A 19,899-nucleotide genomic window follows, 5' to 3' on the forward strand; every position below is an offset into this window, starting at 1 on the left:
CGTGACACCGCTACGAGGGCTGGTTCACTTAAAGGTACTGACGTGCGCCTGATAATCACACTTCTGATGGCCTGGTGCCTAAGTCTTCCGGCGTATGCCGCCACCGCCCCCGACGCCAAACAAATCTCCCAGGAACTCGAACAAGCTAAGTCTGCAAAAGACAAACCTGGCAGCCCTGAAACCGTGGAAGCACTTCAGACCGCGCTCAACGCGCTTGATGAGCGCAAAGTCTCGCTGGAACGAGCCACGCAATACCAACAAGTTATCGATAACTTCCCCAAACTCTCTGACACCTTGCGTCGGCAGATAAATAACCTGCGCGATGAACCGCCAAAAGTGCCAGAGACCATGAGCACTGATGCGTTAAATCAGGAAATCCTGCAAGTTAGCAGCCAGTTGCTCGATAAGAGCCGCCTTGCGCAGCAAGAGCAGGAACGCACCAGAGAAATCACCGATTCGCTCAGCCAACTGCCTCAACAGCAAACCGATGCGCGCCGCCAGTTAAACGAGGTGGAACGTCGGATGGGTACCCCGCCTGCTAGCAGCACACCGCTAGCGCAGGCACAAAATCTCTCTTTACAGGCTGAATCATCACGTCTGAAAGCCTTGGTCGATGAACTGGAACTGGCACAGTTGTCAGCCAGTAACCGCCAGGAACTCGCGCGTCTACGGGCAGAACTGGCACAAAAGCAGAGCACGCAGCTGGATGCTTATCTCCAGGCATTACGTAATCAGCTGAATAATCAGCGCCAGCGCGAAGCTGAGAAGGCCCTGGAAAGCACAGAGTTGCTAGCTGAAAGCAGCGCCAACCTGCCATCAGGTATCGTTGACCAGTTTAAAAATAACCGTGAATTATCCCAGGCGTTGAATCAACAGGCTCAGCGTATGGATTTAGTGGCCTCTCAGCAACGCCAGGCCTCAAGCCAGACATTGCAAGTGCGTCAGGCACTCAACACGCTGCGCGAACAGTCACAATGGCTTGGCGTGTCGAATGTGTTGGGTGAAGCCTTACGCGCTCAGGTGGCTCGTTTACCTGAAATGCCAAAGCCACAGCAACTGGATACCGAACTTGGCCAGTTGCGTGTACAGCGTCTGCATTATGAAGACCTGATGAACAAGCAGCAGCAATTACGCCAGATTCGTCAGAACGATGGTCAGGAGCTTACCAGTGAGCAAAATCGTATTCTGGAAGCGCAATTGCGCACCCAGCGCGAACTGCTCAATTCCTTGCTGCAAGGTGGCGATAACCTGATTCTCGAGCTAACCAAACTGAAAGTGGCGAATAGCCAACTGGAAGATGCGTTAAAAGAGGTCAACGAAGCAACACACCGCTACCTGTTCTGGACCTCAGATGTCAGCCCGATGGGCATCACTTGGCCGGTGGAGATTGTGCAGGATTTGCGTCGTCTGGTATCGATGGACACGTTCAGCCAGCTTGGCAGTGCCACCATCATGATGCTCACCAGCAAGGAAACGCTGCTGCCGCTGTTCGGCGCATTGATACTAGTGGGCTTTAGTGTCAGCTCCCGCCGCCATTTTTCTGCCTTCCTTGAACGATCGAGCGCCAGGGTCGGTAAGGTCACGCAGGATCATTTCAGCTTAACCTTGCGCACCGTGTTCTGGTCGATTCTGGTGGCGTTGCCTCTACCGGTATTATGGGCAACGCTCGGCTACGGGCTACAAGCTGCCTGGCCGTACCCGCTCGCAGTCGCTATCGGTGATGGCGTGACCGCCACGGTGCCATTGCTGTGGGCCGTGATGATTTGCGCCACGTTTGCTCGCCCGAATGGTTTGTTCATCGTGCATTTTGGCTGGCCGCAGCCACGCGTCGCCCGTGCCATGCGCTATTACCTGATGAGCATCGGCATGATTGTGCCGCTGATTATGGCATTGATTATTTTCGATAATCTTAATGACCGTGAGTTCTCAGGCTCACTCGGCAGACTGTGTTTCATGTTGATTTGTGGCGCGATGGCCCTGGTGACCTTGAGTCTGAAACGTGCAGGCATTCCGCTGTATCTGGATAAACAAGGTAATAGCGAAAACATCGCTAACACCATTTTGTGGAACCTGCTGCTCGCGGCTCCGTTGCTCGCTATTCTGGCAGCGGCAGTGGGTTACCTGGCAACCGCACAGGCCTTGCTGGCGAGGCTTGAAACGTCGGTGGCTATCTGGTTCTTGTTACTGGTGGTTTACCATATCTTCCGTCGCTGGATGCTGATTCAGCGCCGCCGCCTGGCCTTTGACCGCGCCAAACATCGCCGTGCTGAAATCCTGGCCCAGCGGGCACGTGGTGAAGAAGAAGCCGCTCACAGCCACAGCAACGAAGGCTCGTCGGAAACCATCGAAGAACCTGAAATCGATCTGGATACCATTAGCGTGCAATCACTGCGCCTGGTGCGTTCGATTCTGATGCTGATTGCGCTGTTGTCGGTCATTGTGTTGTGGTCAGAAATCCATTCTGCATTTGGTTTCCTTGAGAACATCACCCTGTGGGATGTGACCTCAACGGTACAAGGCGTGGAAAGCATTGAGCCGATAACCCTGGGTTCAGTGTTAATTGCCATATTGGTGCTAATTATCACCATGCAACTGGTACGTAACCTCCCTGCACTACTCGAACTTGCGCTCTTACAGCATCTGGATTTGGCACCAGGCACCGGTTACGCCATTACCACCGTCACCAAATATCTGCTGTTACTGGTCGGCACGTTAGTTGGCTTCTCGATGATTGGCATTGAGTGGTCGAAATTGCAGTGGCTGGTTGCAGCCCTCGGTGTTGGTCTGGGTTTTGGTTTGCAGGAGATCTTCGCCAACTTTATTTCCGGCCTGATTATTCTGTTCGAAAAACCGATTCGTATTGGCGACACGGTGACGATTCGCGATCTCACTGGCAGTGTCACCAAGATCAACACCCGTGCTACCACTATCAGCGACTGGGACCGCAAAGAGATAATCGTGCCAAATAAAGCGTTTATCACCGAGCAGTTCATCAACTGGTCGTTGTCGGATTCAGTAACGCGTGTGGTGCTAACTGTTCCAGCCCCGTCTGATGCAAACAGCGAGGAAGTCACGAAGGTGTTGTTGCAGGCAGCCGAGCGCTGTTCGTTGGTCATTGATAACCCACCGCCAGAAGCGTTCCTTGTGGACCTGCAGGCGGGCATTCAAATATTTGAGCTGCGTATCTACGCCGCAGAGATGAACCACCGTATGCCGCTGCGCCACGAAATTCATCAGCTCATTTTGCAAGGCTTCCGTGAACACGGTATCGAGCTGCCATTCCCACCGTTCCAGATGCGTCTGGATAGTCTGGGTGGGCAACGGAGTAGTAAGACGCTGACATCGTCGGGGAAAGCGGGAAGAACGCCGGGGAGTTTGTAATAAAAAGCGGGTGAAGCTAAACGCTTACCCGCTCTATTTTTACATCGCGTAGGGTGGATAAGCGCAAGCGTCATCCACCGTTTTTTTAAGCCCGGTCTACCGGGAACGCCAGCACGTCGGCCAGGCTTTCAGCCTTCAGCGCCAACATAATCAAACGATCCACACCTAGCGCAACACCTGAACAATCAGGCAATCCCGCCTTCAGCGCTTCCAGCAAATTCACATCAATTGGCTGCTGTGGCAAACCGCGAGCGGCACGTTTGCGATTATCCTGCTCGAAACGCTGCTGCTGCTCACGCGCATCGGTTAATTCGTGGAAACCATTCGCCAGCTCAATACCTCGGAAGTAAACCTCGAAACGCTCCGCGACGCGGTGATCCTCGGTGCTGATTTGCGCAAGGGCTGCCTGGCTTGCCGGGAAGTGATAAACAAACGTCGGTTTGTCTTTACCAATATGTGGCTCAACACCCATGCTGAACAGCAATTGCAGCAAGGTATCGCGGTCTTCTTCCTGATCGGCAATGTTGCTTAGATCGAGTTTTTTCGCCACTTCGCGCAACTGCGTTTTGTCCGCAGAAAGTGGGTCAATCTCCAGGTGGCGCTGGAAAGCCTGCTGATATGAGAGAGACTCTGCCGCATCTGTTTCCAGAACCTGTTGCAGTAAATCATCAACTTCATTCATCAGACGATACATATCGTAGCAAGGACGGTACCACTCCAGCATAGTGAACTCTGGATTATGGTGGCGGCCCATCTCTTCATTACGGAAGCTACGGCACAGCTGAAATACCGGGCCGATGCCTGCCGCCAGCAGGCGTTTCATGTGGTATTCCGGGCTAGTCATCAGGTACAAATTCACGCCCTGAGCATGGCCTGGGCCAACAAAACGGGTTTCAAACGGGAACAGATTAATGTCCGTTACCGTAGCCTGACTCATGCACGGTGTTTCCACCTCCAGTACACCGCGGTCGGCAAAAAAACGCCGAATGACTGCCATGATCGCAGCGCGTTTTAACAGGTTGGGGATGGATGCGCTCGGCTGCCAGGTGGCCGTTTCGCTCATGGTGGAGTCTCCGTATTCAAACAAGGCCGAGAAGTCTACCCGCATCGCATATTGGAGACAAATTTTGCGCAGTAAATTTTCATCGTTGCTGAAACCACTATGACGCGAAGAATCCTAATTTCGTGACGTAACTCATCACTACTACTAATTAATTGCTGAACTGAACAGCAAAAAAATCGAACACGTCAAATTTCCTTAAAAAGCCTGCGGCTATAATCCGCTACCTACAAAGGAGCAGGGATAACCCTTTCGCTATAGCTGGCGCCGTATTGGTGAACTACCTTTGGTTAAATTAGCTATGCGAAATAACTAAAATCTGGAGGAATGTCGTGCAAACCTTTCAAGCCGATCTTGCCATAATAGGCGCTGGCGGAGCGGGCTTACGAGCAGCCATCGCGGCGGCACAAGCCAATCCACAAGCCAAAATCGCTCTGATTTCCAAAGTCTACCCAATGCGTAGTCACACCGTGGCCGCCGAAGGGGGTTCTGCTGCCGTTACGCAGGATCACGACAGTTACGAATACCATTTCAACGACACCGTTTCCGGTGGCGACTGGTTGTGTGAGCAGGATGTAGTCGACTACTTCGTGCATAACTGCCCAACCGAAATGACACAGCTTGAGCAATGGGGTTGCCCATGGAGCCGCCGCCCGGACGGTTCAGTGAACGTTCGCCGTTTTGGTGGCATGAAGATTGAGCGCACCTGGTTTGCCGCAGATAAAACCGGCTTCCATATGCTCCACACCCTATTCCAGACCTCATTACAGTTCCCGCAAATCCAGCGTTTTGACGAGCACTTCGTGCTCGACATTCTGGTTGATGACGGCGCTGCTCGTGGCCTGGTCGCCATGAATATGATGGAAGGCACGCTGGTACAAATCCGCGCCAATGCCGTTGTTATGGCAACCGGTGGTGCGGGTCGTGTTTATCGCTATAACACTAACGGCGGCATCGTGACCGGCGATGGTATGGGCATGGCGTTGAGCCACGGCGTACCGTTGCGTGATATGGAATTTGTGCAATATCACCCGACCGGCCTGCCGGGTTCCGGCATTCTGATGACGGAAGGCTGCCGTGGTGAAGGCGGTATTCTGGTCAACAAAGATGGCTATCGTTATCTGCAAGATTACGGAATGGGGCCTGAAACCCCTCTGGGCGAGCCGCGCAACAAATATATGGAACTTGGTCCGCGCGACAAAGTTTCTCAGGCCTTCTGGCACGAATGGCGTGCAGGCCGTACCGTTCCGACTCCACGTGGCGATGTGGTTTATCTCGACCTGCGTCACCTGGGTGAGAAAAAACTTCTCGAACGTCTACCGTTTATCTGTGAACTGTCCAAAGCTTATGTTGGCGTCGACCCGGTAAAAGAGCCGATTCCGGTTCGCCCTACCGCGCACTACACCATGGGTGGTATCGAAACTGACAGCCAGTGCGAATCCCGCATTAAAGGCCTGTTCGCGGTCGGCGAATGTTCGTCTGTTGGCCTGCATGGTGCAAACCGTTTAGGTTCGAACTCTCTGGCAGAGCTGGTGGTGTTTGGTCGCCTGGCGGGTGAAAACGCGATGAAGCGTGCGAACGAAGCACAGCCTGCCAATGATGCTGCACTGAACGCGCAAGCGGCAGATGTTGAAACCCGTCTCAAGAAATTGGTGAATCAGGAAGGCAGTGAAAACTGGTCGAAGATCCGCGATGAAATGGGTCTGTCGATGGAAGAAGGTTGCGGTATTTATCGCACCCCTGAACTGATGCAGAAAACGAAAGACAAGCTGGCTGAGCTGCAGGAGCGCTTCAAACGCGTTCGCATTACTGACACATCCAGCGTGTTCAATACTGATTTGCTCTACACCATCGAGTTGGGCCACGGCCTGAACGTTGCGGAATGTATGGCGCACTCAGCAATGGCGCGTAAAGAGTCTCGTGGTGCGCACCAGCGTCTGGACGAAGGTTGCACCGAACGTGATGACGTGAACTTCCTGAAACACACTCTCGCCTTCCGTGACGCCAATGGAACTACGCGTCTGGAATACAGTGATGTGAAAATCACCACCCTGCCACCGGCAAAACGCGTCTATGGTGCGGAATCAGAAGCGGCCGACAAGAAGAAGGAGGCGTCTAATGGCTGATGCGATGAAGACCCTGAAGATTGAAGTGGTGCGCTACAACCCGGAAACGGATAACGAGCCGCACAGTGCAATCTATGAAGTGCCTTATGATGAGCAAACCTCGCTGCTGGATGCGCTGGGTTATATCAAAGACAACCTGGCACCAGACCTGAGCTATCGCTGGTCATGCCGTATGGCTATCTGCGGCTCTTGCGGCATGATGGTCAACCGCGTGCCTAAACTGGCTTGTAAAACCTTCCTGCGTGAATACACCAAGGGTATGAAGGTTGAGGCGCTGGCAAATTTCCCAATTGAGCGCGATTTAGTGGTCGATATGACCCACTTTATCGAAAGCCTGGAAGCGATTAAGCCGTACATCATCGGCAATACGCGTACACCAGACCAGGGGCCAAACACCCAAACTCCAGCCCAGATGGCGAAATACCATCAGTTTTCCGGCTGCATCAACTGTGGCCTGTGTTATTCCGCATGCCCGCAGTTTGGTTTAAACCCTGAGTTTATTGGCCCAGCTGCAATCACGCTTGCTCACCGTTACAACCTGGATAACCGCGACCATGGCAAGAAAGAGCGTATGGCGCAGTTAAACGGCCAGAACGGCGTCTGGAGCTGTACTTTCGTGGGCTACTGCTCCGAAGTGTGCCCGAAACACGTCGATCCCGCCGCTGCCATCCAGCAGGGTAAAGTCGAAAGTTCGAAAGACTTTTTGATTGCCACCCTGAAACCACGCTAAGGAGTGCAAAATGACTACGAAACGTAAGCCATATGTGCGGACGATGACCCCAACCTGGTGGAAAAAACTGGGTTTCTATCGTTTTTATATGATTCGTGAAGGAACCGCTGTGCCTACCGTCTGGTTCAGCATCTTGTTGCTGTGCGGCCTTTTCTCTTTGAAAAGTGGCCCGGAAAGCTGGGCAGGGTTTGTCAGTTTTCTCCAGAACCCTATCGTGGTTATCCTCAACCTGATCACTTTAGCGGCTGCGTTGTTGCATACGAAAACCTGGTTTGAACTGGCACCAAAGGCCGCCAATATCATCATCAAAGATGACAAAATGGGGCCGGAGCCAGTGATTAAAGGGTTGTGGGCGGTGACGGTTGTCGCCACGGTCGTCATTCTGTTTATTGCACTGTTCTGGTAAGGGGGACGTCATGATTAATCCGAATCCAAAACGCTCCGACGAGCCAGTATTCTGGGGTCTGTTTGGCGCAGGCGGCATGTGGGGTGCAATCATTGCTCCTGTCATCGTGCTGCTGGTTGGCATCATGCTGCCGCTGGGGCTTTTCCCGGGCGATGCATTAAGCTATGACCGTGTGCTGGCATTCTCACAAAGCCTGATTGGTCGCCTGTTCATCTTCCTGATGATTGTGCTGCCACTGTGGTGTGGTTTGCACCGTATCCACCACGCAATGCACGACCTGAAAATTCATGTGCCATCTGGCAAGTGGGTGTTCTACGGTCTTGCAGCCATTCTGACTGTTGTGACTTTTATTGGTGTCATCACTCTCTAAAGTTAAGCATTCCAGTGACAAGGCCTGCCATGTGCAGGCCTTTTTGTTTGTATCTTCCCGCCTGCCACGTAAACATATTCGCTAAGACACCCCTGAGGACTGATGATAAATTGAGTCGTTCAGGGCATGCTGTCGTGTCACTTTATGGAAGCTATTCAATGATGAAAAAAACACTTTGCGGTGTGCTAATGCTCACGGCCTCCTGCTCAGCGCTTGCTGCAACGAAAGCGTTGACCGAACAACAGATTGCTCAGACAGTCAATCAGACCATTGAACCGCTGCTCAAAGAGCAGAATATACCCGGCATGGCCGTCGCCGTTATTTATCAGGGAAAGCCCTATTACTTCACGTATGGTCAGGCTGATATCGCCAAAAATTTACCGGTCACGAAAGAGACATTGTTTGAACTCGGCTCTGTCAGTAAGACCTTTACCGGTGTTCTGGGTGGCGATAGCGTAGCCCGTGGGGAAATAAAACTAAGCGACCCGGCAACGAAGTACTGGCCTGCACTCACCGGTAAGCAATGGAAAGACATTAACCTGCTGCAACTTGCTACCTATACCGCAGGTGGCTTGCCCCTACAGGTTCCTGATGAAGTCACAAGCCAGGCTTCCTTGCTCCATTTTTACCAGAACTGGCAGCCACAATGGGCTCCAGGCTCCACTCGACTCTATGCTAATGCCAGCATCGGCCTATTCGGTGCGTTGGCGGTGAAGCCGTCAGGAATGAGCTTTGAAGAAGCAATGTCCAGACGCGTATTCCAGCCGTTAAACCTTGTGCATACATGGATAAAAGTGCCCGCATCTGAGGAGCACAACTACGCATGGGGCTACCGTAACGATAAGCCAGTGCACGTTTCACCGGGCATGCTGGATGCAGAAGCCTATGGCGTGAAAACTACGATTGAAGATATGGCCAGTTGGCTACAGGCAAACATCAAGCCTGAACAGGTCGATTCTGCAACATTACGTAAGGGAATTGAGCTCGCACAATCGCGCTACTGGCGAATTGGCAGCATGTATCAGGGCTTAGGTTGGGAGATGCACAACTGGCCGGTTGATGCCAAAACCGTAGTGAATGGCAGCGATAACAAAGTGGCGCTATCGCCTCAAACGGCGACAGCCATCGAACCGCCGGCACCTGTTGTTAAGAAATCCTGGGTTCACAAAACAGGCTCAACCGGGGGCTTTGGGACTTATGTAGCGTTTATTCCCGAGCAACAACTTGGCATCGTGATGATGGCAAATAAAAGCTACCCAAACCCAGAGCGGGTTAAAGCCGGGTACAAGATCCTCGCAGCATTACAGTAATGCATACCGGCCTGCTCAGCAGGCCTTTTTATTTCTGCCCGCATACCGCTTTTTTCCTGCTGCCATCTACACTTAGCTAAAAACAACAGAAGGAATTAGCTATGCGCATCTGGCCGATTATCACCACTATTGCAGTTGCGTTTCTCGTTGTTGCCTGTAGCTCCCCAACCCCTCCACCAGGTACTACGGTGGTCAATAATTTTGAAGCAAAACGCTATCTCGGCAAGTGGTATGAAATTGCCCGTCTTGACCACAAGTTTGAAAGCGGGCTAGAACAAGTGACTGCTACATATAGCACCATGGATGACGGTGGCATTCGTGTGATAAACAGAGGATTTAATCCCGACAGGCAGATGTGGCAACAAAGTGTCGGCAAAGCTTACTTCACTGGAGACCCAAGTCGCGCAGCACTAAAAGTCTCATTCTTTGGGCCGTTTTACGGTGGATATAATGTGATAGCCATTGATAAAGATTACCGGCACGCACTGGTATGCGGGCCGGATAAAGACTATCTGTGGATATTGTCGCGCACGCCGACCATTAGCGATGATGTGAAACAGCAGATGCTCGAGGCTGCCAAACGACAGGGCTTCGCGGTTGAGAAGCTGCTGTGGATTAGGCAGCCCGTCAGTTAGTGGGTGCTGAGCTTCAGGCCAATAATACCAATGACAATCAATGCCAGGCTCGCGATGCGGGCCAGGCTTGCTGATTCACCTAATAGTATGATGCCGGTGGTTGCGGCACCTACCGCACCAATCCCCGTCCAGATGGCATAGGCGGTACCCGTCGGCAGCGTTTTCATTGACCAGGACAGCAGCGCAATGCTGACAACCATAGCAACTACTGTGATAACGCTTGGCCACAGGCGGGTGAAACCATGGGTATATTTCAGGCCGACAGCCCACACAACTTCTAATAAACCGGCGATAACAAGAATAAACCAGGCCATATACAGCTCCATTATTGGGGCCGTCCCCGGAAATCAAGAAGCGCAAATGGGTCGTCCCATAAGGCTGGTGAGGGCGCTATTTTAACAATCAACCGCAGACAAAAAAGTCCAACAGGACTTTCTTATCATAAAAACCAGTAAAGTTTTGTTTCCATGTCTGGCGGGAGTTTTGACATTAAGCCGAGAAATGAACGCAATTTAACCCGTAAATCCACAATTCATTTCAGGTGGTTTCTTCATATTATAATGTTTTATTTGGCATTCAGAAAAGGCTGTAATAGTGAGTCACGTGAACGGTAATTATGCATAAGATATTGTTAATTGACCGCTGCCATTATACCCGGCAGGGATTCAAATATTGGCTCAGTCAAAACACTGCTTTTTCTATTTCTGAAACTGACAATTTACTTTTAGCTCGCGAGAAAATAATACAATGGCGGCCTAATCTTGTTATTGCTGATTTCACCAGTTTCGCCAGCACTCTACATAATATCCAACAGCTCTCATCTATTTATTCTGCCTGTGGCACATCAATTCGATTAATGTTACTTAACAGCATCCGTCACGAAAAGATTGAAGAGTACTGTCTGGCCCAGGGCTCACGCTCGCTGTATAGCAAATCTGTCCCACTAGCGGAGCTTTACGACACTATTCAGAAGCAACTTAGTGCCCGCCCACCTTTTCATCCGGTAAGGCAGTACACCTCTCCTCTTCTTACTTTGCGTGAGGAGCGTATATTAAAGTTGTGGACCGATGAGGCCAATAATGATTTTATCGCCACAATAATGGGGATTAGTACCAAGACGGTTTATACCTATAAGCGGAATATCCGTATGAAGTTAGGGATTAATAATCGCTATTCATTGTTTATAGAACAACAGCATTAAAAAAATTAATTACGGTACGGCAATCATACCGTACCGTCAGTGATACTTTAATTCTGTGCTTTTGTTGCCGCACCAGAAATCGCCTGACCACCATCCTGAATATCTTCACCCATACCTTTGGTGGTATTACACGCAGTGAGTAACGATGAAAGCACTATGAGAGAAAAGAACGCTGCAATAGTTTTCTTAATCATGACCGTTTCCTTTTTTGACCATATTGTTTGTGTATAGCAGTTAAAGCATAGACAAAAATTGGCAAACTGAAGGAAAAAGCGGATTTTTAGGAGTGTTGGAAATTACTTGTTTGCTGCACGTTCGATGGAGCCGCCAAGGTGCTTGAGATCTTCACCAAAGCCGCGGGTGGTATTACAACCGGCGAGAAACGAAGTTAACAACGTGATGAAAAGTAAATGCTTAATCAAACGGATCATCTTCCCTGCCTTTTGTAAGCTGCGGTGAAGCGAAAAACCGCCTCACCGCAAATCTTCACGTATTACTTAACGCGAGAAACGTATTCGCCAGAGCGAGTGTCAACTTTGATCACTTCGCCAGTCTGAACGAACAAAGGTACTTTAACCACAGCACCAGTAGACAGTTTTGCAGGCTTACCGCCAGTACCAGCAGTATCACCTTTCAGACCTGGATCGGTTTCAACGATTTCCAGCTCAACAAAGTTTGGTGGTTGTACGGCGATTGGACGGCCGTTCCACAGGGTTACGATACATTCGGCCTGATCCAGCATCCACTTAGCATTTTCGCCAATGGCTTTTTCATCAGCTGCAAGCTGCTCGAAAGTTTCGTTGTTCATGAAGTGGTAGAACTCACCGTCGTTGTACAGGTAAGTCAGGTTCATATCGATAACGTCTGCGCCTTCAGCGGAGTCGGTAGATTTGAAAGTTTTTTCTACGCGGGTGCCAGTCAACAGGCGGCGCATTTTAACGCGAGCAAAGGCTTGGCCTTTACCTGGTTTAACGAACTCACTGGATTCAACCGCGTAAGGTTCGCCTTCGAACATGATTTTAAGACCGGCACGAAAATCGTTGCTAGAATAAGTCGCCATAAGGCCCTCTGAAATTGTTAATTGGTAGCTTAGCCAAAAAATGGCACACATTGTAACCCTAAATCCCCCCGCAGAGAAGATTGGTTAACGCAACTTGGCGATGTTATAACCGATCCTGACGAACTGCTGCATATTTTAGAGCTGGACGCTGACAAAGATCTGTTAGCGGGACGTGATGCACGCCGACTTTTTGCCTTGCGCGTGCCGCGAGCTTTTGTCGCTCGCATGGAAAAAGGCAATCCAAACGACCCACTATTACGCCAGGTGTTAACTTCAAAAGAGGAGTTTATTGCCGCTCCCGGCTTTAGCACTGACCCTCTTGAAGAGCAGCACAGCGTTGTGCCGGGGCTGCTGCATAAATACAACAACCGTGCGCTTTTGTTAGTTAAAGGTGGCTGTGCAGTCAACTGCCGCTACTGTTTCCGCCGCCATTTCCCCTACTCCGATAACCAGGGAAACAAGCGTAACTGGCAGGCAGCCATTTCATACATCAGCGATCACCCTGAACTCGATGAGATCATTTTTTCTGGCGGCGATCCGCTTATGGCAAAAGATCACGAGCTGGACTGGCTGATCGGTGAACTGGAAGCCATCGCGCATATTAAACGGTTACGTATTCACAGCCGTTTGCCGATTGTCATCCCGGCACGTATTACAGATACGCTGGTAGCGCGTCTCGCACGCTCACGGTTGCAGGTGATTCTGGTAAACCATATCAACCATGCCAATGAGATTGATGATGAGTTCAGAGCGGCTATGGTGGGCTTACGCCAGGCCGGCGTCACATTGCTTAACCAAAGTGTCCTGCTGCGCGATGTGAACGATAACGCACAGACTCTCGCAAGCCTGAGTAATGCATTGTTTGATGCGGGCGTGATGCCGTATTACCTGCATGTGCTCGATAAAGTGCAGGGTGCGGCGCATTTCATGGTGAGTGATGATGAAGCCAGAATGATTATGCGTGAGTTACTGACGTTGATTTCCGGCTATATGGTGCCGAAGCTTGCGCGTGAGATTGGCGGTGAGCCGAGTAAAACACCATTGGATTTGCAGTTACGGCAAAGCTGATTTCAGTAGCTTAAAATGGTGGTTGACGCGGGGCGCTTATCCACCCTACACAACTGAAGAGTTTGGTTTGTCGGGTAAGCGCAGCGCCACCCGACATCATAAAGCGCCCCCTAAATCAGTTCGGGCACTTATAAACCTGACCAGTCATTTTGCTGGCAGTAGGAGCAAAGCTCGACAACAAGTTTTGAGTTGGGCTGCTCACGCCATACAGCACGTTACCACCCATCGCCGCTGCGTTATTACGCAGAGCATTAGCCGCACCGCGCATAGAACCACCTTCATCACCATGTTGGCCTGACAACCAGTTGCTTTGCTCGCCGGTTGCGGTGCCAATCAGCTGGCATTCAGTGCCTGGCTTCTCTTCAACGAAACGAACGCTCTGGCCATTAGTGCTTAACTCATTGCTGGTGCTACATCCTGCCAGCAGCAGCGCTGCCACAGCTATTCCTGCTGAAACTTTAATGCGCATGTTCTTCCCCGTTATCAATGCCGTCTTGAATAGTAGCGGGCAGTCATCGCCCGGTGAGATCTTATACCAGAGTGCGACCAAAAAGAAAAAACCCTCAGACATTTCTGCCTGAGGGTTTTCTTAACACGGTGTTACTTCACACCAGGTGTTGGGGCAAATTACATCATGCCGCCCATGCCACCCATACCGCCCATACCTGCGCCACCTAAGTCAGGGCCGTCAGATTTTGGCATATCGGTAATCATGCACTCAGTGGTGATCATCAGGCCAGCCACAGAAGCTGCGTACTGCAGAGCAGAACGAGTTACTTTGGTTGGATCCAGGATACCCATGTCGATCATGTTGCCGTATTCTTCAGTTGCTGCGTTGTAACCGTAGTTACCGTCGCCCGCTTTCACGTTGTTAGCAACAACAGATGGCTCTTCGCCGCAGTTCAGAACGATCTGACGCAGTGGAGATTCCATTGCACGCAGTGCAACTTTGATACCCACGTTCTGGTCTTCGTTCTGGCCACGCAGTTCAGACAGTTTAGACGCTACGCGAATCAGCGCAACACCACCACCGGCAACTACACCTTCTTCAACCGCAGCACGGGTAGCGTGCAGGGCATCTTCAACGCGTGCTTTCTTCTCTTTCATTTCAACTTCGGTAGCAGCACCGACTTTGATTACTGCAACGCCACCAGCCAGTTTAGCTACGCGCTCTTGCAGTTTTTCACGGTCGTAATCAGAAGTTGCTTCTTCAATTTGCTTACGAATCTGAGTTACACGGCCCTGGATCGCATCTTCTTCACCATTACCATCGATGATAGTCGTGGTGTCTTTGTTGATAACGATACGTTTAGCAGTACCCAGGTCTTCCAGAGTCGCTTTTTCCAGCTCCATACCGATCTCTTCAGAGATGACGGTACCGCCAGTCAGAGTTGCGATGTCTTGCAGCATTGCTTTACGACGGTCGCCAAAGCCAGGTGCTTTAACAGCAGCAACTTTCACGATGCCACGCATGGTGTTAACCACCAGGGTCGCCAGCGCTTCACCTTCAACATCTTCAGCAATGATCAGCAGTGGTTTGCCTGCTTTCGCAACGGCTTCCAGAACTGGCAGCATTTCACGGATGTTGGAGATTTTTTTGTCAGCCAGCAGAATGAACGGGCTTTCCAGTTCGATAGAACCAGTTTCAGGCTTGTTGATGAAGTACGGAGACAGGTAGCCACGGTCAAACTGCATACCTTCTACAACGTCCAGCTCGTCTTGCAGGCCAGTGCCTTCTTCAACGGTGATAACGCCTTCTTTGCCTACTTTCTCCATTGCTTCAGCAATCAGAGTACCAACAGTTTCGTCGGAGTTAGCAGAGATAGTACCAACCTGAGCGATTGCTTTAGAGTCAGAGCAAGGAACAGACAGTGCTTTCAGCTCTTCAACAGCGGCGATAACAGCTTTATCGATACCGCGTTTCAGGTCCATTGGGTTCATGCCCGCAGCAACAGCTTTCAGGCCTTCAGTGATGATGGACTGAGCCAGCACGGTTGCAGTGGTAGTACCGTCGCCCGCAGCGTCGTTCGCTTTAGAGGCAACTTCTTTAACCATCTGCGCACCCATGTTTTCGAACTTGTCTTCCAGTTCGATTTCACGCGCTACAGAAACACCATCTTTAGTGATAGTCGGTGCACCGAAAGATTTATCCAGAACAACGTTACGGCCTTTAGGACCGAGGGTAACTTTCACTGCATCTGCCAGTACGTTAACGCCACGCAGCATTTTCACACGAGCGTCATTACCGAATTTTACGTCTTTAGCTGCCATTCTTAACTTTCCTTAAATTCGTTTATGTTCGTTCAGTTTTTGCGCGGATTACGCTTCAACAATTGCCAGAATGTCGCTTTCTGCCATGATCAACACTTCTTCATTGTCGATCTTCTCAGATTTCACGCCGTAGCCATCGTTGAAAATTACGATATCGCCGACTTTAACGTCCAGCGGTTGTACGTTACCGTTTTCCAGGATGCGGCCTTTACCGACAGCGATGATTTCGCCACGAGTTGATTTGCCTGCTGCGCTGCCAGTCAGAACGATGCCGCCCGCAGATTTAGATTCAACTTCTTTACGCTTGACGATAACGCGGTCATGTAATGGACGAATGCTCATGTGATAGCTCTCCTTTGAGAAAGTCATTATCAATTGTTTAGGTAACGCCGGCCCAAAATGGGTTATCGGCTGGTGACCTGAGAGATGGGGATGAGCCTTCCCCCTTCAAGGGGGAAAACAAAAAAATTTTCGATTTTTTAACGATTGTGGCGATCATCGTTATCGCGGTCATCTAGCTGTTTGGGAGCATCGTCTTTACGTTGATACTCACCGTCGAACGTTGAACCACCGCCAGTACCCGCGCTAAAACCACCACCTGGAGTACGCGAGAAACGTAGATGTGGCATCAGTTTCAGCGTCAGATGCTTCTGTACTGGTGGCAGTAACAGCAACAAGCCCAGGAAGTCAGTGAAGAAACCTGGCAACAACAACAGCAAGCCTGCGATGATTAACGAAACGCTTTTAATCATCTCAACTGCCGGGCTTTCACCCGCTGCCATTTTCTGCTGCATCAGCATGAAGTTTTTAAAACCCTGGTTGCGAACCAGCGACATACCAATTACTGAAGTGAATATCACCAGCACAAGCGTCAGGAAGACACCCATAACGTGGGCGACCTGAATAAACAATGAAATCTCTATGTATACATAGAGAAAGACGGCAATTAACGGTATCCAGCGCACCGTACACTCCTGTAGTTGGAAAAGCCCGTAGTAAAACCGGAGCAATTGTAGCAAGCGCCATCAAGCACTTGCGAAAATAGGTTAGCAATTATGCACAGTCAAAGAGATGGCGACTCTATAGTCAAAAATCAATCGAAGCGCCTTATTATTTTTTTGGAAGTTTTCAACAATTGATCAACATCACATATTAATAAATGTTATGTGAGCAGACCTTTTAATAAGTGATCCAGATTACTGCTTTTCGCTATCATCAGCATATCATCACGGCACGCAGACCGAATATGGACATAATCGTCGGTCTATTCATCGCACAACCGTAGATCCTGTGTGTGCAATGATCAATCAATGGCAGCTTTAATTAAGAAGGTTCACATGTTAAATAACATTCGTATCGAAGAAGATTTGTTGGGTACCAGGGAAGTGCCAGCGGATGCCTATTATGGTGTTCATACTCTGAGAGCGATTGAAAACTTCTACATAAGCAACAGTAAAATCAGTGACATACCTGAATTTGTGCGCGGCATGGTCATGGTTAAGAAAGCAGCGGCAATGGCGAACAAGGAGTTGCAAACCATTCCGAAAAGCATCGCAAACACCATTATCCAGGCCTGTGATGAAGTGCTGAATAACGGCAAGTGCATGGACCAATTCCCGGTGGACGTTTACCAGGGCGGTGCCGGTACTTCCGTCAACATGAATACCAACGAAGTGCTCGCCAACATTGGGCTTGAGCTGATGGGCCACCAGAAAGGTGAGTACCAGTTCCTGAACCCGAATGACCACGTAAACAAATGCCAATCCACTAATGATGCCTACCCGACAGGTTTCCGAATCGCGGTGTACGCCTCTATTTTGAAACTGATTGATGCTATCAATCAATTAGGCGATGGCTTCCAACGCAAAGCGGTTGAGTTCGAAAATGTCCTGAAAATGGGCCGTACTCAGCTACAAGACGCCGTACCAATGACGCTGGGCCAGGAATTCCACGCTTTCAACGTGCTGTTGAATGAAGAGACCCGCAACCTGCTGCGCACCGCAGAACTGCTGCTGGAAGTGAACCTGGGCGCTACTGCAATCGGTACTCGCCTGAACACCCCAGAAGGTTACCAGCAACTGGCAGTTCAGAAACTGGCTGAAGTCAGCAACCTGCCATGCGTTCCAGCTGAAGACCTGATTGAAGCGACTTCCGACTGTGGCGCGTACGTCATGGTTCACAGCTCGCTCAAACGCCTGGCAGTGAAAATGTCGAAGATCTGTAACGACCTTCGCCTGCTCTCTTCCGGCCCGCGTTCTGGCCTGAACGAAATCAACCTGCCAGAATTGCAGGCTGGTTCTTCCATCATGCCTGCCAAAGTAAACCCGGTAATTCCAGAAGTAGTGAACCAGGTCTGCTTTAAAGTGATTGGCAACGACATCACCGTAACCATGGCTTCCGAAGCCGGTCAGCTGCAGCTGAACGTAATGGAACCCGTGATTGGCCAGGCGATGTTCGAGTCTATTCACATCCTGACCAACGCTTGCTACAACCTGCTGGAAAAATGCATCAACGGCATCACAGCCAATAAAGAAGTGTGTGAAAGCTACGTCTACAACTCAATTGGTATCGTGACTTATCTGAACCCATTCATTGGCCACCACAATGGTGACATCGTTGGGAAGATTTGTGCCGAAACCGGAAAGAGTGTGCGTGAAGTTGTTCTGGAACGCGGGCTGCTCACCGAAGCCGAGCTGGACGATATCTTCTCCATCAACAACTTGATGCACCCGGTCTATAAAGCGAAGCGTTACACCGATGAAAGTGAACAATAGTCCTTTCTGGTAGTCATTAAAAGGCACGTCCATTGGACGTGCCTTTTTCATTTGTACCACCAACAAAAACACAACAAAAAATTATCAATCATCACACACAAGGAAGGAAATCATGTTTGGAGCTGAACTCGTTATCGTGCTTTTAGCGATATACCTCGGTGCCAGGCTCGGCGGCATAGGCATTGGCTTTGCTGGCGGTTTTGGCGTATTAGTTTTAACCCTGATTTTCCAGGTCAAACCAGGCTCAATCCCGTTTGATGTGATTGAAATCATCATGGCAGTTATTGCCGCGATTGCCGCCATGCAGGTAGCAGGCGGAATGGACTATCTGGTCAGCCTTGCAGAAAAACTACTGCGTCGCCATCCGAAATACATCACCTTCCTCGCTCCGCTCGTGACATGGTTTATGACCATTCTTGCGGGAACCGGTCATACTGCATTTTCCACGCTTCCGGTAATTACGGAAGTTGCGAAAGAACAAGGCATTCGCCCATCGCGCCCACTGTCAATTGCTGTTGTCGCCTCGCAAATCGCCATTACTGCTTCACCGATTTCTGCCGCAGTGGTGTTCTTCTCCGGCATTCTTGAGCCAATGGGCATCAGCTATCTGACTCTACTGAGCATCTGTATTCCGGTTACGCTGGTAGCCGTTATGCTGACAGCGATTGTGTGTAACTTCCTGGGCAGTGAACTGAAAGACGACCCGGTTTATCAGGAACGTCTGGCTAAAGGCGAAGTAAAACTGCGTGGGGCCAGCGTGTTTGAATTAAAACCTCATGCAAAACGCTCGGTGCTACTGTTCCTTATCGGTATCGTTGCCGTCATGCTGTACGCCACCGCCATCAGCGACACCGTTGGCTTGATTCAAAACCCAATCCTGCCGCGTAACGAAGCGATTGTAGTGTTCATGCTGACCATCGCCACGCTTATCTGCCTCACTTGTAAAATTGATACTGGCGAAATCCTTAATGCCAGCACGTTCAAATCGGGCATGAGTGCCTGTATCTGCGTACTGGGTGTAGCCTGGTTGGGTGATACCTTCGTTAAAAACCACATCCAGGATATTCAGGCCGTTGCGGGTGACTTGCTGCAAAGCTATCCGTGGTTGCTGGCTGTAGTGCTGTTCTTCGCAGCCACTTTGCTTTACTCCCAGGCGGCAACCACTAAAGCACTGATGCCAGCGGCATTAATGCTCGGTGTTAGCCCGCTGACCGCCATCGCATCTTTCGCCGCCGTTTCAGCGCTGTTCGTGCTGCCAACCTACCCAACCTTACTGGCTGCGGTAGAGATGGATGACACTGGCTCTACGCGTATTGGTAAATACGTGTTTAACCACGCGTTCTTAATTCCTGGCGTTATCGCTATTACGCTGTGCGTGATCCTCGGCTTCATTGTCGGCGGCTTGGTTCTGTAAATCTTTTAAAACACGGGTCGCACTGCGGCCCGTTTAACGCCCCCGCTCACTCCCACATGCTATAGTCAACCGCGAATCCACCAGATACGAGGT

The 19,899-nt window shown here is 50.4% G+C and carries 19 protein-coding genes and 1 pseudogene; 11 read left to right on the forward strand and 9 right to left on the reverse strand.

From position 1 onward, the window contains the following. Positions 1-42 precede the first annotated feature (42 nt). Positions 43-3,381: a miniconductance mechanosensitive channel MscM gene (mscM, locus tag AC0IXI_RS21315; protein ID WP_064515633.1), complete on the forward strand. Its 3,339-nt coding sequence runs from the start codon at positions 43-45 to the stop codon at positions 3,379-3,381. An 85-nt stretch (positions 3,382-3,466) separates the two neighbouring features. On the opposite strand, the gene epmA is transcribed toward mscM, so the two are convergent. Continuing rightward, the gene (gene epmA, locus AC0IXI_RS21320) at positions 3,467-4,444 is read right to left on the reverse strand and encodes an elongation factor P--(R)-beta-lysine ligase (protein WP_064515625.1); all 978 of its coding nucleotides are present in this window, start codon (positions 4,442-4,444) and stop codon (positions 3,467-3,469) included. Between the two features lie 329 nt (positions 4,445-4,773). Between epmA and frdA the strand changes: the two genes are divergently transcribed. The 6 genes from frdA to AC0IXI_RS21350 all read left to right on the forward strand — a co-directional run bounded on the left by frdA (position 4,774) and on the right by AC0IXI_RS21350 (position 10,018). Beyond that, positions 4,774-6,567: a fumarate reductase (quinol) flavoprotein subunit gene (gene frdA, locus AC0IXI_RS21325; RefSeq protein WP_424221191.1), complete on the forward strand. Its 1,794-nt coding sequence runs from the start codon at positions 4,774-4,776 to the stop codon at positions 6,565-6,567. Between the two features lie 4 nt (positions 6,568-6,571). Beyond that, positions 6,572-7,297 (forward strand): succinate dehydrogenase/fumarate reductase iron-sulfur subunit, encoded by a 726-nt coding sequence (locus tag AC0IXI_RS21330; RefSeq protein ID WP_390886963.1) that lies wholly within the window; start codon positions 6,572-6,574, stop codon positions 7,295-7,297. 10 nt (positions 7,298-7,307) lie between these two features. Further along, the gene (gene frdC / locus AC0IXI_RS21335) at positions 7,308-7,703 is read left to right on the forward strand and encodes a fumarate reductase subunit FrdC (protein WP_034461133.1); all 396 of its coding nucleotides are present in this window, start codon (positions 7,308-7,310) and stop codon (positions 7,701-7,703) included. 10 nt (positions 7,704-7,713) lie between these two features. Continuing rightward, complete coding sequence (frdD, locus tag AC0IXI_RS21340) at positions 7,714-8,073, forward strand: fumarate reductase subunit FrdD (protein WP_471683068.1); 360 nt, start codon at positions 7,714-7,716, stop codon at positions 8,071-8,073. 158 nt (positions 8,074-8,231) lie between these two features. Continuing rightward, positions 8,232-9,383 carry a CMY2/MIR/ACT/EC family class C beta-lactamase gene (gene ampC / locus AC0IXI_RS21345; RefSeq protein WP_471683069.1) on the forward strand — a complete coding sequence of 384 codons (1,152 nt, stop codon included), beginning with the start codon at positions 8,232-8,234 and terminating at the stop codon, positions 9,381-9,383. A 101-nt stretch (positions 9,384-9,484) separates the two neighbouring features. Further along, positions 9,485-10,018, forward strand: a complete 534-nt coding sequence (locus tag AC0IXI_RS21350) for a lipocalin family protein (RefSeq protein WP_471683070.1) — start codon at positions 9,485-9,487, stop codon at positions 10,016-10,018. On the opposite strand, the gene sugE is transcribed toward AC0IXI_RS21350, so the two are convergent. After that, a complete protein-coding gene (sugE, locus tag AC0IXI_RS21355; RefSeq protein ID WP_064515611.1) occupies positions 10,015-10,332 on the reverse strand; it encodes a quaternary ammonium compound efflux SMR transporter SugE in 318 nt (105 codons plus the stop codon). The two genes, AC0IXI_RS21350 and sugE, sit on opposite strands and share 4 nt — an antisense overlap. A gap of 302 nt (positions 10,333-10,634) precedes the next feature. Here sugE and AC0IXI_RS21360 point away from each other — a divergent pair, with 302 nt between their 5' ends. After that, a complete protein-coding gene (locus AC0IXI_RS21360; protein ID WP_134186236.1) occupies positions 10,635-11,219 on the forward strand; it encodes a response regulator transcription factor in 585 nt (194 codons plus the stop codon). Between the two features lie 47 nt (positions 11,220-11,266). Here AC0IXI_RS21360 and ecnB read toward each other — a convergent pair whose 3' ends face one another. From ecnB to efp, 3 genes are all read right to left on the reverse strand, one after another. Beyond that, positions 11,267-11,413, reverse strand: coding sequence for a lipoprotein toxin entericidin B (ecnB, locus tag AC0IXI_RS21365; RefSeq protein WP_034492730.1), 147 nt, complete (start codon positions 11,411-11,413; stop codon positions 11,267-11,269). A gap of 102 nt (positions 11,414-11,515) precedes the next feature. Further along, positions 11,516-11,650 carry an entericidin A/B family lipoprotein gene (locus AC0IXI_RS21370; protein WP_471683071.1) on the reverse strand — a complete coding sequence of 45 codons (135 nt, stop codon included), beginning with the start codon at positions 11,648-11,650 and terminating at the stop codon, positions 11,516-11,518. A 62-nt stretch (positions 11,651-11,712) separates the two neighbouring features. Next, positions 11,713-12,279: an elongation factor P gene (gene efp, locus AC0IXI_RS21375; RefSeq protein ID WP_064515606.1), complete on the reverse strand. Its 567-nt coding sequence runs from the start codon at positions 12,277-12,279 to the stop codon at positions 11,713-11,715. A 40-nt stretch (positions 12,280-12,319) separates the two neighbouring features. Here efp and epmB point away from each other — a divergent pair. Continuing rightward, a pseudogene (gene epmB, locus AC0IXI_RS21380) lies at positions 12,320-13,347 on the forward strand (EF-P beta-lysylation protein EpmB). Between the two features lie 115 nt (positions 13,348-13,462). Here epmB and AC0IXI_RS21385 read toward each other — a convergent pair. From AC0IXI_RS21385 to AC0IXI_RS21400, 4 genes are all read right to left on the reverse strand, one after another. After that, positions 13,463-13,816 carry a DUF4156 domain-containing protein gene (locus AC0IXI_RS21385; RefSeq protein ID WP_034461360.1) on the reverse strand — a complete coding sequence of 118 codons (354 nt, stop codon included), beginning with the start codon at positions 13,814-13,816 and terminating at the stop codon, positions 13,463-13,465. A 158-nt stretch (positions 13,817-13,974) separates the two neighbouring features. Next, positions 13,975-15,618 (reverse strand): chaperonin GroEL, encoded by a 1,644-nt coding sequence (groL, locus tag AC0IXI_RS21390; RefSeq protein ID WP_064515601.1) that lies wholly within the window; start codon positions 15,616-15,618, stop codon positions 13,975-13,977. Positions 15,619-15,666: 48 nt separating this feature from the next. After that, the gene (locus tag AC0IXI_RS21395; protein WP_034461121.1) at positions 15,667-15,960 is read right to left on the reverse strand and encodes a co-chaperone GroES; all 294 of its coding nucleotides are present in this window, start codon (positions 15,958-15,960) and stop codon (positions 15,667-15,669) included. A gap of 137 nt (positions 15,961-16,097) precedes the next feature. Then, entirely contained in the window at positions 16,098-16,583 is a 486-nt protein-coding gene (locus AC0IXI_RS21400; protein WP_064515596.1) for an FxsA family protein, read from the reverse strand. A 372-nt stretch (positions 16,584-16,955) separates the two neighbouring features. Here AC0IXI_RS21400 and aspA point away from each other — a divergent pair, with 372 nt between their 5' ends. Together aspA and AC0IXI_RS21410 are read left to right on the forward strand one after the other, a co-directional pair. Next, positions 16,956-18,392: an aspartate ammonia-lyase gene (gene aspA, locus AC0IXI_RS21405; protein ID WP_064515594.1), complete on the forward strand. Its 1,437-nt coding sequence runs from the start codon at positions 16,956-16,958 to the stop codon at positions 18,390-18,392. A 112-nt stretch (positions 18,393-18,504) separates the two neighbouring features. After that, on the forward strand, positions 18,505-19,806 hold the full coding sequence (locus AC0IXI_RS21410; RefSeq protein ID WP_064515589.1) for an anaerobic C4-dicarboxylate transporter: 1,302 nt from the start codon (positions 18,505-18,507) through the stop codon (positions 19,804-19,806). Positions 19,807-19,899 lie beyond the last annotated feature (93 nt).

Source organism: Buttiauxella sp. AC038, assembly GCF_979253565.1.